This is a genomic window from Pseudocitrobacter cyperus, assembly GCF_039889165.1.
In the GTDB taxonomy this organism is placed as follows: Bacteria; Pseudomonadota; Gammaproteobacteria; order Enterobacterales; family Enterobacteriaceae; genus Pseudocitrobacter; species Pseudocitrobacter cyperus.
Genome location: NZ_JAYMYY010000002.1, coordinates 508,075 through 522,781 on the forward strand (window position 1 = coordinate 508,075; position 14,707 = coordinate 522,781).

Below are 14,707 nucleotides of genomic sequence, written 5' to 3' on the forward strand. Positions count from 1 at the left end.
CTGCGTGCAATCGTATTCATCAGGTTGTGTCTAACCAAAATCCTATTAAATATTATGGCGCAGCCACGATTTCCCTGGTGTTGGCGCAGTGTTCGCGCACCCCGGTCAAACCGGGGTCATTTTTTTTCCACGTTCGCCACCCAGGCTTTCAGTACCGCGACATCGTGCTGCCACTCGGTTTTCATCTCTTCAACCCATTCACCTACGTTATCCCACCACGCCGGTAAATCGGGCGACTGGATCTGCTGACCGAGTTGCTGGAGATGGCGCAGGCCAACAGACCCCGCAGCACCTTTAATTTTATGCCCTTCCTCTACGATGCCTTTCTGGTCACGAGCCGTGAGATTAGACTCCAGCACCGCCAGATAGCCCGGCATCATCTTTTCAAACACCACCAGACCATCATTAATAAGCTTCGGCCCAACCAGTTCGATGTACTGCTCCAGCATAGGGATATCCAGTAACTGCTGCGATTTACCCAGTTCAGTTGGCATTACGGCACTCTCCTCATCGTCGGTGGTATCCCAGAACTTCTTAATCATCGCGGTAAGCGCCGGTACGGATAATGGCTTACTCAGCACATCATCCATTCCGGCTTCCAGATACTCTTTTTTATCTTTCAATACGTTAGCTGTCAACGCCACCAGCGGTGGCAGGTCATCAGCGGCATACTCTTTCTTCAGTTCGCGTGAGATATCGAGCCCGGTCATATCCGGCAACTGAATATCCAGCAGCACCAGGTCGTACTCGCCTGGCGTAAACATCTCCAGCGCGGCTTTACCGGTCATTGCCACATCGACGCTGTTGCCCAGTTTTTCCAGCACCGAGCGGGCGACAATCACGTTGAGTTCAATATCTTCCACCAGCAGCACGTTAAGGGCAGGCAGCGGCATATCATCGTCATCCAGCGTATCTTCAACCTCTTCGGCAACCGCCGGGGCATGAACGGTCAGGATGAAGGTTGAACCCTGGCCCGGCTGGCTGGAAACCTCAATATCACCGCCCATGTCTCTCGCCAGGCGGCGTGATACTGCAAGACCAATCCCGGTGCCGGTGGCCGGTTTACCGCCCTGGCTGTCTTTCACCTGATAGTACATGGCAAAGATTTTATCCTGCTCCTCCTGCGGTATACCGATGCCGGAGTCCGCCACTTCAAAGTGCAGCATATCGCCTTCGTCGTAACGAATACGCACCTCAACTTTACCCTGCTGGGTAAACTTCACCGCATTGCTGATAAGATTCCACAGGATCTGCCGTAGACGGGTGCCGTCAGTGATGATTTTATGCGGCAGCGGCAGCGTCGGTTCCAGCACGAAACGCAGCCCTTTCTGCTGCGCCTGCAAGCCAGAGAGGTTTTCTAAATCAGAGAGGAAGCCGGTAAAGTCGATAGTCTGGTTATCCAGTTGGACTTTACGCCGCTCCATTTTATCCATATCAATGATATCGTTAAAAATATTCCCCAGCGTTACCGCTGAAACATGGATAGTTTTCAGGTATTTTTCCTGCTCCGCGGTGAGATCTGTATCCAGCAGAATGCGGCTCAGGCCGACGATACCGTTAAGCGGTGTACGCAGTTCATGGCTGATGGTGGAAATAAAGGTGGTCTTATCGCGGCTGGCGCGCTCCAGAGCGTCCTGGTAACGCTTACGCTCGGTAATATCGCGGCCAAAGCCCATCAGGCCGTGGCGCTTCCCGACGCGGTCGTAATAAGGCACTTTACGGATTTCAAAGCAGGCTTTGCGGCCGTCCGGGTAATCCAGCCACTGTTCATAGGTGAGCGAGACGTTGTGACGGAACACTTTCTCATCGGTTTCCAGCACCTTGGCCGCGGCTTCCGGAGTGTATACATCTTCCGGATGCAGATTGATCAGTTGCTTCTCGCTCTTGCCGGTTAGCAACTCCATCGCCCGGTTACAGCCAGAAAACTCTTTATCTTCATTGCGATAGAAGACTAAATCCGGTGAGGCATCGAGGAAAGAACGCAGGAAAGAGGATTGTTGTTCAAGGCGAATTTGCGTCTCTTCGCGCTCCTTCATCTCAACTTTCAGTTGTTCGAGAGTCGTCTCGCGTTCGGCCTCTGCCTTTTCACGATCGCTTATCTCCTGGTTAAGCTGCGAAATATTATCTTTAAGCTGCACATTCAGCTTCAGGTCGCGTTCACGCATCTCTTCCAGCTTTTCAACCAGCTTAGACAAGCGCTGACGGGATTCTTCTAGCTGCTCTACCACCACCGACAGAAAGTAGACCGCCCAGGGCGTAATCAACAGACCAAAGAAGATAGAGCGGATCACATCGATGCTCTCGACCTGACCATGTAACACCATGGTGACTGCCATCTGTACCACGATAGCCAGCACCACCAGTGCGAGAGCCAGCAGCATCGAAAAGCGCACCAGACCCAGCTTCATCATCAGGTCGACGTAATACTGCGCCAGTAAACGGATTTGCTTCATTGGAGGTTCCTTCGCATCATCATCGCTCAATAATACCCAATTCTGAGCAATGCGTTGAAGGTTGTGTGAAAAATGCGGGGTTGTGCGGTCTGGTGCCCTCACCCTACCCCTCTCCCACAGGGAGAGGGAACCGATCGCATGCGTGTTAATGTTCTGCGCTGGTTTGCTTCCTCCCCCTTCGAAAGAGGGCTGACCGCGTGATATCACAAAACTGCGCTGGTTTTCTCCCTCTCCCCTCAAAAGAGGGCTGACCGCGTGATATCACAGAACTGCGCTGGTTTTCTCCCTCTCCCTTCGAAAGAGGGCTGACCGCGTGATATCACAGAACTGCGCTGGTTTTCTCCCTCTCCCTCCGGGAGAGGGCCGGGGTGAGGGGCGGCACCCATCCACGCCCCAGCGCCGATCCCTGCACACCCTGCTCGTTCAGGTATTTGTCCAGCTCAACCATCCCAGTCCAGCGATTTTCACACCATAGTGGAGCCAGTAGCGTCGGGCGACGGGCGCTGGCGGAGATGCGGTGGAAAATGACCTCCGGCGGCGTGTGGCGGATCATCTCGCCTGCCGTCACGGTGTAATCTTCCAGCGCAATGCCGGTTAAGCGCCCCGCTTCCCATGCCTTCGCCATAATGCTGCCCTTCACAATATGCAGAGGATGCAGCTTAATGCCGTCTACGCCAGTCTCCACCACGCGTTCCAGGGTTTGCAGGCATTCGCTCTGACCTTCTCCCGGCAGGCCGACAATCAGGTGCGAGCAGACCTTCAGCCCGCGCTCGCGCGCCAGCCGGGTGGTGTTCTGGTAGCAGGCGAAATCATGGCCTCGGTTGATACGGTGGAGGGTTTTATCGTGGGCGCTTTGCAGCCCCAGTTCGAGCCACACCTCATAACCCTGATCTTTATATTCGGTGAGCAAATCGAGCACCGCTTCCGGCACGCAGTCCGGGCGTGTGCCTACGCACAGGCCAACGATACTGGCCTGACTGACTGCCTGCTGATACATAGAACGCAGCACCTGCACTTCCGCAAAGGTGCTGGTGTAAGCCTGAAAATAGGCGAGATAACGTTTGGCGCGGTTCACCAGGTGCGCCTGATGCTCCAGTTGTTCGGCAATAGAGCGGTACTGCTGCGCTTCGTCGGCAAAAGAGGCGACATTGCAAAATGTGCAGCCGCCCCGGCCAATGGTGCCATCGCGATTCGGGCAGCTAAACCCGCCATGCAGCGTCAATTTATGAACCTTTTCGCCATAGCGGCGCGTAAGATCCCCACCAAACATATTGACTAATTTTTGTAACTGCATAATCTGATAGACCGGCCTGTAGAAAGGGGCCAAGCCTGCCATTTTTAGTCTCGACCGGCGATGACCTGGATCAATCGCCCGGCAGACCATTACCTCATTGCATAACCACTCAAAATAAACGAAATTTCATTCAATAAAGAAGCGATTACTTTTGCTTATACACGCCGCTTATTTTGCAATTATCCAGCCATTGTAGAAAAACAGAGCGATCCTATACCCTCACAACCATTGCCAGTGTTATGTGCTGCTTTAAGCGATAAAATTAGCACAGGCCGTTAATCACAGCGCTTCCAGATAGTGAGTCAGATCACACTCCACTGACAGGTATTTAGTGGTTAATACAATGTAAAAACCAAACAAATACATTTAAATTCAAAATGTTAACCATGCTTTAGCACATTTTTGGATAAATAAGATTGCCATTTGACCTGTCTACAGATTCCCGATAAGTTGGAAATCCGCTGGAAGCTTTCTGGATGAGCACTCAGCTCATCATATTTATGCAGTAATTGAGATTCCCTCTGAAGCAAGTCCTCAAACTTGTTTGACCTGCGCGAAAAGGCAAAAAGAGGGCGAATGCGAGATTGGTCATTGAACGACCCAATCCCGTCGCCATGCTCTTTCTGCGCCCGTGCGCAATCGGTGTCGGAGTGAGTCACGTAGAGCCTGGGGAGGTTCACTGATATGTTGTACGATAAATCCCTTGAGAGGGATAACTGTGGTTTCGGCCTGATCGCCCACATAGAAGGCGAACCTAGCCACAAGGTAGTGCGTACCGCTATACACGCACTGGCCCGCATGCAGCACCGTGGGGCAATCCTCGCTGATGGTAAAACCGGCGATGGTTGCGGCCTGCTGCTGCAAAAACCGGATCGTTTCTTCCGCATCGTGGCGGAAGAGCGCGGCTGGCGTTTAGCCAAAAACTACGCCGTCGGCATGCTGTTCCTCAACCAGGATCCGGACAAAGCCGCCGCATCGCGCCGCATCGTTGAAGAAGAACTGCAACGTGAAACGCTCTCGATTGTTGGCTGGCGCGACGTGCCGACCAACGAAGGCGTTCTCGGTGAAATAGCCCTCTCCTCGCTGCCCCGTATTGAGCAAATCTTTGTTAACGCCCCGGCAGGCTGGCGCCCGCGCGATATGGAACGTCGTCTGTTCATCGCCCGCCGCCGCATTGAAAAACGCCTGGTCGAGGATAAAGAGTTCTACGTTTGTAGCCTGTCTAACCTGGTGAATATCTATAAAGGTCTGTGTATGCCGGCGGATCTGCCGCGCTTTTACCTGGATCTCGCGGATTTGCGTCTGGAATCGGCCATCTGCCTGTTCCACCAGCGCTTCTCCACCAACACCGTGCCGCGCTGGCCGCTGGCGCAGCCGTTCCGCTATCTGGCGCACAACGGCGAAATCAACACCATTACCGGCAACCGTCAGTGGGCGCGCGCCCGTACCTATAAATTCCAGACGCCGCTGATCCCTGATCTGCACGACGCCGCGCCGTTCGTTAACGAAACCGGCTCCGACTCCAGCTCAATGGATAACATGCTTGAACTGCTGCTGGCAGGCGGGATGGACATCGTGCGTGCGATGCGTCTTCTGGTGCCGCCAGCCTGGCAAAACAACCCGGATATGGATCCGGAACTGCGCGCCTTCTTCGACTTTAACTCCATGCACATGGAGCCGTGGGATGGCCCGGCGGGCATCGTGATGTCCGATGGTCGCTACGCGGCCTGTAACCTTGACCGTAATGGCCTGCGCCCGGCGCGCTACGTGATCACCAAAGATAAGCTCATCACCTGCGCGTCTGAAGTCGGCATCTGGGATTATCAGCCCGACGAAGTGATGGAAAAAGGCCGCGTTGGGCCAGGCGAGCTGATGGTGATCGACACCCGCAGCGGCCGCATTCTGCACTCGGCAGAAACCGACGATGACCTGAAAAGCCGTCACCCGTACAAAGAGTGGATGGCGAAAAACGTCCGCCGTCTGGTGCCGTTTGAAGATCTGCCGGATGAAGAAGTCGGCAGCCGCGAGCTGGACGACGATACCCTCGCCAGCTACCAGAAACAGTTTAACTACAGCGCGGAAGAGCTGGATTCGGTTATCCGCGTGCTGGGTGAAAACGGCCAGGAAGCGGTCGGCTCAATGGGCGACGATACGCCGTTCGCCGTGCTCTCCAGCCAGCCGCGCATTATTTACGACTACTTCCGCCAGCAGTTTGCGCAGGTGACTAACCCGCCAATCGACCCGCTGCGTGAAGCGCACGTCATGTCACTGGCGACCAGCATTGGCCGCGAAATGAACGTCTTCTGTGAAGCAGAAGGCCAGGCGCACCGCCTGAGCTTCAAATCACCGATCCTGCTGTTCTCTGATTTTAAACAGCTCACCACCATCAACGAAGTGCACTATCGTGCGGATACGCTCGATATTACGTATGACGCGACTGAAACCTCGCTTGAGGCGACGGTAAAAGCGCTGTGCGACAAAGCCGAAGAGATGGTGCGTAACGGCACCGTCCTGCTGGTGCTCTCTGACCGCAACATCGCCAAAAATCGTCTGCCGGTTCCGGCGCCGATGGCGGTTGGCGCGATTCAGGCGCGTCTGGTGGATAAGAGCCTGCGCTGTGACGCCAACATCATCGTCGAAACCGCCAGCGCCCGCGACCCGCACCACTTCGCCGTGCTGCTGGGCTTTGGCGCGACGGCAATCTACCCGTATCTCGCCTACGAAACGCTGGCGAAACTGGTCGACACCAAAGCGATTGATAAAGCGTACCGCACCGTGATGCTGAACTACCGTAACGGCATCAACAAAGGTCTGTACAAAATCATGTCCAAAATGGGCATCTCGACCATCGCTTCTTACCGCTGCTCGAAACTGTTTGAAGCGGTTGGCCTGCATGACGATGTGGTTGAACAGTGCTTCCAGGGCGTGGTGAGCCGTATCGGCGGCGCAAGCTTTGAGGACTTCCAGCAGGATCTGCTGAATCTCTCCAAACGTGCCTGGCTGGCGCGTAAACCGATTAGCCAGGGCGGCCTGCTGAAATATGTGCACGGCGGGGAATATCACGCCTATAACCCGGATGTAGTGCGCACGCTGCAACAGGCAGTTCAAAGCGGCGAGTACAGCGATTATCAGGAATACGCGAAGCTGGTCAACGAGCGCCCGGCGGCAACGCTGCGCGACCTGCTGGCCATCACTCCGGGTGAAAACGCTGTCAGCATCAACGACGTTGAACCGGCAAGCGAACTGTTCAAACGCTTCGATACGGCGGCGATGTCTATCGGCGCATTGAGCCCGGAAGCGCACGAAGCGCTGGCGGAAGCGATGAACAGCATCGGCGGCAACTCCAACTCCGGCGAAGGTGGTGAAGACCCGGCGCGCTATGGCACCAACAAAGTGTCGCGCATCAAGCAGGTGGCTTCCGGTCGCTTCGGCGTCACCCCGGCGTACCTGGTGAATGCCGACGTCATTCAGATTAAAGTCGCTCAGGGTGCGAAACCGGGCGAAGGCGGTCAGTTACCGGGTGATAAAGTCACCCCGTACATCGCCAAACTGCGCTATTCGGTGCCGGGCGTGACGTTGATCTCCCCGCCGCCGCACCACGATATCTACTCTATCGAGGATTTGGCACAGCTTATTTTCGACCTGAAACAGGTCAACCCGAAAGCGATGATCTCCGTGAAGCTGGTTTCCGAACCAGGCGTCGGTACTATCGCCACGGGCGTGGCGAAAGCCTATGCCGATTTGATCACCATCGCCGGTTATGACGGCGGTACGGGGGCAAGCCCGCTCTCCTCGGTGAAATATGCAGGCTGCCCGTGGGAACTGGGCCTGGTGGAAACCCAGCAGGCGCTGGTTGCCAACGGCTTGCGTCATAAAATTCGTTTGCAGGTCGATGGCGGCCTGAAAACCGGCGTCGATATCATCAAAGCAGCAATCCTCGGCGCGGAGAGCTTCGGCTTCGGCACCGGGCCAATGGTCGCGCTGGGTTGTAAATACCTGCGAATTTGTCACCTGAACAACTGCGCAACGGGCGTGGCAACTCAGGATGACAAACTGCGTAAGAATCACTACCACGGCCTGCCGTTCAAAGTGACCAACTACTTTGAGTTCATCGCCCGCGAAGTGCGCGAGCTGATGGCGCAACTGGGCGTGACGCGTCTGGTCGATCTGATTGGTCGTACCGACCTGCTCAAAGAGCTGGACGGTTTCACCGCCAAACAGCAGAAGCTGGAGCTGTCTCGCCTGCTGGAGACCGCCGAGCCGCATGCAGGCAAAGCGCTGTACTGCACCGAGACCAACCCGCCGTTCGATAACGGCGTGCTGAATGCGCAACTGCTGCAACAGGCAAAACCGTTTGTCGATGAGCGCCAGAGCAAAACCTTCTGGTTCGATATTCGCAACACCGATCGCTCCGTGGGCGCGTCGCTGTCAGGTTATATCGCGCAAACGCACGGCGACCAGGGTCTGGCGGCCGATCCGATCAAAGCGCACTTCAGCGGCACCGCAGGTCAGAGTTTCGGCGTGTGGAACGCAGGCGGCGTGGAGCTGCATCTGACCGGTGATGCCAACGACTACGTCGGTAAAGGCATGGCGGGCGGCCTGATTGCCATTCGTCCTCCGGTTGGCTCCGCCTTCCGCAGCCATGAAGCGAGCATTATCGGCAACACCTGCCTGTACGGCGCGACCGGGGGTCGTCTGTACGCCGCAGGCCGCGCGGGTGAGCGTTTCGGCGTGCGTAACTCGGGCGCTATCACCGTGGTGGAAGGCATTGGCGACAACGGTTGTGAATATATGACCGGCGGTATCGTCTGTATTCTGGGCAAAACCGGCGTGAACTTTGGCGCGGGGATGACCGGCGGCTTCGCTTACGTGCTTGATGAAAGCGGTGATTTCCGCAAACGCGTCAACCCGGAACTGGTAGAAGTACTGGACGTTGACTCTCTGGCAATCCACGAAGAGCATCTGCGTGGGCTGATCACCGAGCACGTTCAGTTAACCGGTTCGCAACGCGCTGAAGAGATTCTGGCTAACTGGCCGGCGTTCTCTGCTAAGTTTGCTCTGGTTAAGCCGAAGTCCAGCGATGTCAAAGCACTGTTGGGTCACCGTAGTCGTAGCGCAGCAGAGCTGCGTGTGCAGGCGCAGTAAGGGGTCATCATGAGTCAGAACGTTTATCAATTTATCGACCTGCAACGCGTTGATCCCGCTAAGAAAGCGTTGAAGATCCGCAAAATCGAGTTTGTTGAAATTTACGAGCCGTTTTCCGAAGGCCAGGCCAAGGCGCAGGCAGACCGCTGCCTCTCCTGCGGCAACCCGTACTGCGAATGGAAATGCCCGGTACACAACTACATTCCGAACTGGCTGAAGCTCGCCAACGAGGGGCGTATTTTTGAAGCGGCAGAACTGTCGCATCAAACCAACACCCTGCCGGAAGTGTGCGGGCGCGTCTGCCCGCAGGATCGTCTGTGTGAAGGCTCCTGTACGCTGAACGATGAGTTTGGTGCGGTGACGATTGGCAACATTGAGCGCTATATCAACGATAAAGCGTTTGAAATGGGCTGGCGTCCGGATATGTCTGGCGTGAAGCAAACCGGTAAGAAAGTGGCGATTATCGGTGCTGGCCCGGCGGGCCTGGCCTGCGCCGATGTGCTGACGCGCAACGGCGTGAAAGCGGTGGTCTTTGACCGTCACCCGGAGATCGGCGGCCTGCTGACCTTCGGTATTCCGGCCTTTAAGCTGGAAAAAGAGGTCATGACCCGCCGCCGCGAAATCTTCACCGGCATGGGTATTGAGTTCAAACTGAATACCGAAGTGGGTCGTGACGTACAGCTTGAAACGCTGCTCAGCGACTACGACGCGGTGTTCCTCGGCGTTGGGACTTATCAGTCGATGCGCGGCGGGCTGGAGAACGAAGACGCTTCCGGCGTGTTTGATGCTCTGCCGTTCCTGATCGCCAATACCCGTCAAATCATGGGCTTTGGCGAGAACCAGGACGAGCCGTACATCAACATGGAAGGCAAACGCGTGGTGGTGCTGGGCGGTGGCGACACCGCGATGGACTGCGTGCGCACCTCCGTGCGTCAGGGCGCTACGCACGTCACCTGTGCCTATCGTCGTGACGAAGAGAACATGCCGGGTTCACGCCGCGAAGTGAAAAACGCGCGTGAAGAGGGCGTTGAATTCCAGTTCAACGTGCAGCCGCTGGGCATTGAAGTAAATGCTAACGGCAAGGTGAGCGGCGTGAAAATGGCGCGCACCGAGATGGGCCAGCCGGATGCGAAAGGCCGCCGCCGTGCGGAGATCGTTCCGGGCTCCGAGCATGTGGTTCCGGCAGATGCAGTGGTGATGGCGTTTGGTTTCCGTCCGCATAGCATGGAATGGCTGCAAGCGCACAGCGTCGAGCTCGATTCGCAGGGTCGCATCATCGCCCCGGAAGGCAGTGAAAACGCCTTCCAGACCAGCAACCCGAAAATCTTCGCCGGTGGCGATATTGTGCGGGGTTCGGATCTGGTGGTGACCGCCATCGCCGAAGGCCGGAAAGCGGCTGACGGGATCATGAACTGGCTGGAAGTGTAAACCTGCCCCAGCGCCGCCTCCCCGAAAAAAGGGTGGCGGCGCTTAATTCCCCCTCCTTTGCTGGAAAGCGCCTCGCATATCCTGAAGAAAATGAATGCAATACGCTGCTGTGGATTGTTCCGTGCGAACTCCAGGCGTATAGCTGTTCTATTTTCAACACTCGCTGAGGGATAAAGGATGGAATCGCTCCCTGCACAAACGACAGAAGGTTATCAGCAGATTCACGACGGTATTATTCATCTGGTCGATAGCGCCCGGATGGAAACGGTGCGTAGCGTTAACGCACTGATGACCGCAACCTACTGGGAAATAGGCCGACGCATCGTCGAATTTGAACAAGGCGGTGAGGCCAGGGCAGCTTATGGCACACAGCTTATCAAGCGGCTATCAAAGGATTTAAGTCTAAGGTATAAGCGTGGGTTTTCTGCAAAAAACTTACGCCAAATGAGGCTTTTTTACCTCTTATTTCAACATGTTGAAATTCGCCAGACACTGTCTGCAGCATTCCCATCGACGAAGATTTGGCAGACAGCGTCTGCCAAATCTTTCCCCCTCCCCTGGTCCACGTACGTCCGTTTGCTTTCTGTCAAAAACCCTGACGCCCGCAACATTTACGAAAAAGAGACATTACGCTGCGGCTGGTCGGTGCGACAGCTTGAGCGACAAATCGCCACCCAGTTTTATGAGCGAACTTTGTTGTCACACGATAAATCAACCATGTTGCAGCAATCTCCGCCCATCGTAGCTGACGTTACGCCCCAGCAGGCAATACGCGATCCTTTTGTGCTGGAATTTCTGGAGCTGAAAGATGAGTACTCCGAATCCGATTTTGAAGAGGCTTTGATTAACCATCTGATGGATTTCATGCTGGAGCTTGGGGATGATTTTGCCTTTGTCGGTCGTCAACGCCGCTTACGTATTGACGACAACTGGTTTCGGGTAGACCTGCTGTTTTTCCATCGCCGTTTACGCTGTCTGCTGATCGTTGACCTGAAGGTCGGTAAGTTCGGCTATGCCGACGCCGGGCAGATGAACATGTATCTGAATTATGCGAAAGAACAATGGACCCTGCCGGGTGAAAATCCGCCCATCGGACTCATTCTCTGCGCCGGAAAAGGCGCAGGTGAAGCGCATTATGCGCTGAGTGGTTTGCCTAACACCGTGCTGGCAAGCGAATACAAGATGCAGTTGCCCGATGAAAAGCGGCTTGAGGAAGAACTTGTTCGATCACAGCAGGCGCTCACCTCGGGATTCAGACGTCGATAAACCCATCATCGGATACCGTGTGAGCGCCTTATCAAACCTACAACTCATTGAGAATAAACTGAAAGTTGCAATCGGACTGGATCGTTCCGCCGCCTGCGGTGTTGACGTTCACCGTGATGTCGTAGATCGCCTGGTTCATCGGATCCAGCCTGATGGCGGTGGAGGTGACTTTGGAACTGTTGCACCCCAATACGGTTATTGAACTCAGTTCCCCGACGTAACGGCAATACGATCCGCGCGAATCCATCAGGCCGCCGTCGCACAACGTGCCGCTCTCCATCAGATAGGTGTGCAGCGTTTGGCTAACGGTGCCTCCTGTCGATGCCATCTGCAGGGTTTTCTCATGCTGAATATAATCCGGGCTCCAGGAGACATCGTAGGTCGCGACCGGGACATTGGGGCAGGCACTGCCGTAGGTCTTCGGCGAGGTATACGTTCCTTTTTCAGGGCCAAGGTAATGCGACGACACCGCATAAATGGATGCTACCCATGGGCAGCCGCTATCCGCGAGGGTAGTCGTGATTTGTAACGTATAGTAGCCACAATGGAATTTACTGGGGATTCCTGGGCAACGGCTATCATCAGTGTTACCGTAGCTTTCGAGTGTCAGTACCGGGGCGGGTTCCGGCCCATCCCAGGAGACCATATCCAAATTGTCTCCGGCATAAACCGCCAATCCCATGTAATACTGACCATGGTAAACCCCCTGTGGAGTTAATATCGCCAGATAAATATTAGATGTTGTGCTTCCCCTCGCGAAAAGCAACTCCACGGTAATAAAACTGGAACGCAGCATCGGCACCGCCGTTACCGCAGAAGAAAAGAAAAAGCTCAAACAGAGGCAGAGCGCTGCCAGCAAAGTGGGTCGTTTTTTCATTTTATAGATACTCAAAGGTCGCGGTGGCCGTGGCGGTGAAGTCGCCCGCCACAGGAGTGACGCCAGTTTTCGCCTGTATCCAGGCATTGAGGTGCAGCGTGTTATGACCCGCCTCAAGGGTAAAGGTCGTCCCACTGTTGCCATTGATAGCGACGGCCGCGCCGTCCAGCGTTTCGATGCCAATGCCGATGCCGCTGGCGACCGAGCCGCCGTCAATCGCCAGATAACCCGGCAGGTCGCCATCTTCGGCGCCCGTCAGTTTGATGCTGACGCGCCCCTTTCTACTGACGTCGCAGTTTTCCAGTTCAAAGGTCACCGGCACTTTCGCCGACTGACCGCGCGCCATCAGCCCGGAGGTGGACATCGTGGGAAATACCACTTCATCCAGAAGGTCGCCCTGCAGCACCAGGTCACAGCTTCCGGAGGTCAGGGTGCCGGTAAAATGGACGTTATCTACCGCCTCAGCAGGCAACAGCGCGGCGCTCCATAACAGCAGCGCATACAGTGGTTTTCGCATGGTCTTTCTCCCTGTCATCACTGGTAATCCACCTGTAATGTCGCCCAACCTTCAAACGCGCCTTCCTGCAACGCGACGCCCGTTTTTTTCACCGGTACAGCTTTGATGGTCGGCTTCGCCTGCTCGTCGATGGTGATGGTGCTGCCCACCGTAAACGCGCTGTCGTTCTGCCGGAGCTGGATCCCCAGGCCGTTAACCGTGGTCTCGACCGCTGCGTTATCAAAATCGACCGGCGTACCGAGCAGCGTCAACGTCATACTCATTGAACTGAAACGCACGCTGCTGTCGCAGGTGATGGTGTACGGCACCTCTTTCGCGAAATTGGCGCCGTTAATCTCATCAATATCCACCTCGTCAAAGGGCACTTCGATGGTCTGATTGTTGTTGATGGTACAGATGGGCGGCGTCACCAATCGGCCATGAAACGTCAGGTTTTCCGCCAGCGCGCAGTGGCAAGCCACACCGCAGTACAGCGCTATCAGTAATTTTTTCATTGATAGTCCACCACCAGTGTTGCCCTGGCGCTGAACTCTCCCGCCGCCAGGGTGGTACTGCTGTTTTTCACCAACACCGCTTCCAGCGCGGGCTCGCCATCGGTATAGAGAAAATTCAGCCAGTCGGTCGTGCCTGGCTTCAGCAACTTTTGATTGCTGCGGGTTTGCAGCCGGATGCCCAGCCCCGGCACATCGGTCGATAGCACCGACTCGCCGTTAATCTCCACCGCGGTACCCTGAATTTGCAGCCGCAAAGCGTTACTGATGCTGGCGCCGCAACTGAGGCTGTAGTTGATGGGCTGTACGTAGGTTCCGCCATCAATGCCCGTGGTCGCGACGTCGCCAAAATCGATATCGCCGCCGATCACGCTACAGGGGGAAGGGCCGTCCACCAGAATATGTAACGTCAGATTCACCGTCTTCCCCCCGACGGCCAGGCTCTGACCACTGGCGCAGAGGCAGGAGAGCGCCAGTACGCTTAAGAGGAGTTTTTTCATTCAGGATTTCCCGCTTTTCGCCTCATCGACCACACACGTCGTTCCGCTACAGCGGAAGACCAGCGGCAGACGGCCACCATAGTCGTTGACGTAAGTCAGCACTGGCGAACTGCCCAGCTCGCTGGCGTCGATGTTCATCATCTGGCTGCTGTTGGGCGCCAGCACCAGGGCGGTGAATTTTTCAATCGACTTACCGCTAACGGTCGGAGACGCGCCGCCGATCACCACATACCAGGCCGTGGGGTTAACCACCTTATAACGGCTGCCCTCTTTCACCAGCGTGACCTTGTTCTGCCACGGATGAAGCATATCGACCTTGCTGATGGCCGCCGGGCGGTAAAAAAGCTTGATCCGGGTTTGCAGGGCAATTTGCAGGGTGTTGGGTTTGCTACTCTTCGGCGGAATTTCCCGCACGTTGAAGTAGAACAAGGTTTCGCGATCCTGCGGCAGAGACGCCAGCCCCGGCATCCCCTGTACCTTCACCTGGCCGCTGGAGAGCGACTCAATGCGCTGCACCGGCGGCAACACCGTCAGCGGCGAGTTGATCTTGTTGCCGTTAACATCTTCCACCCAGGCCTGCGCCAGGTAAGGTTTTTTGCTGTTGTCGTTTTTCAGCGTGACGCTTATCGACTTCTCCTCGCCGTTAAAGATCAGGCGTGTGCGATCGGGCGTAATCGCCGCGTGCGCCGTGGTGGCGGCGGCCAGCAGCCCGCAGATAACGATCCGTTTCATCATG

Annotated in this window: 10 protein-coding genes; 3 read left to right on the top strand and 7 right to left on the bottom strand. The window is 55.7% G+C overall.

Annotated features, from left to right (window positions below):
* Positions 1-116: 116 nt before the first annotated feature.
* Together arcB and VSR74_RS11230 are read right to left on the bottom strand one after the other, a co-directional pair.
* Positions 117-2,453 carry an aerobic respiration two-component sensor histidine kinase ArcB gene (gene arcB / locus VSR74_RS11225; protein ID WP_347794806.1) on the bottom strand — a complete coding sequence of 779 codons (2,337 nt, stop codon included), beginning with the start codon at positions 2,451-2,453 and terminating at the stop codon, positions 117-119.
* Positions 2,454-2,772: 319 nt separating this feature from the next.
* A complete protein-coding gene (locus VSR74_RS11230) occupies positions 2,773-3,747 on the bottom strand; it encodes a TIGR01212 family radical SAM protein (RefSeq protein ID WP_347794875.1) in 975 nt (324 codons plus the stop codon).
* A gap of 684 nt (positions 3,748-4,431) precedes the next feature.
* Here VSR74_RS11230 and gltB point away from each other — a divergent pair.
* The 3 genes from gltB (at position 4,432) to VSR74_RS11245 (ending at position 11,586) form a co-directional block, all read left to right on the top strand.
* Positions 4,432-8,892, top strand: a complete 4,461-nt coding sequence (gene gltB / locus VSR74_RS11235) for a glutamate synthase large subunit (RefSeq protein ID WP_347794807.1) — start codon at positions 4,432-4,434, stop codon at positions 8,890-8,892.
* 9 nt (positions 8,893-8,901) lie between these two features.
* A complete protein-coding gene (gene gltD / locus VSR74_RS11240; RefSeq protein ID WP_347794808.1) occupies positions 8,902-10,320 on the top strand; it encodes a glutamate synthase subunit GltD in 1,419 nt (472 codons plus the stop codon).
* Positions 10,321-10,497: 177 nt separating this feature from the next.
* Positions 10,498-11,586: a PDDEXK nuclease domain-containing protein gene (locus tag VSR74_RS11245; RefSeq protein WP_347794809.1), complete on the top strand. Its 1,089-nt coding sequence runs from the start codon at positions 10,498-10,500 to the stop codon at positions 11,584-11,586.
* Positions 11,587-11,623: 37 nt separating this feature from the next.
* Here the strand turns inward: VSR74_RS11245 and VSR74_RS11250 are convergent, their stop codons facing one another.
* The 5 genes from VSR74_RS11250 to VSR74_RS11270 are packed head-to-tail and all read right to left on the bottom strand — an operon-like array spanning position 11,624 to position 14,706.
* On the bottom strand, positions 11,624-12,463 hold the full coding sequence (locus tag VSR74_RS11250; RefSeq protein WP_347794810.1) for a StfH/YfcO family fimbrial adhesin: 840 nt from the start codon (positions 12,461-12,463) through the stop codon (positions 11,624-11,626).
* A gap of 1 nt (position 12,464) precedes the next feature.
* Positions 12,465-12,980: a fimbrial protein gene (locus VSR74_RS11255; RefSeq protein WP_347794811.1), complete on the bottom strand. Its 516-nt coding sequence runs from the start codon at positions 12,978-12,980 to the stop codon at positions 12,465-12,467.
* Between the two features lie 17 nt (positions 12,981-12,997).
* Positions 12,998-13,474: a fimbrial protein gene (locus VSR74_RS11260; protein ID WP_347794812.1), complete on the bottom strand. Its 477-nt coding sequence runs from the start codon at positions 13,472-13,474 to the stop codon at positions 12,998-13,000.
* Positions 13,471-13,971 (bottom strand): fimbrial protein, encoded by a 501-nt coding sequence (locus VSR74_RS11265; RefSeq protein ID WP_347794813.1) that lies wholly within the window; start codon positions 13,969-13,971, stop codon positions 13,471-13,473. The genes VSR74_RS11260 and VSR74_RS11265 overlap by 4 nt, the downstream gene beginning before the upstream one ends.
* A complete protein-coding gene (locus VSR74_RS11270; protein WP_347794814.1) occupies positions 13,972-14,706 on the bottom strand; it encodes a fimbria/pilus periplasmic chaperone in 735 nt (244 codons plus the stop codon).
* Position 14,707: the final 1 nt, after the last annotated feature.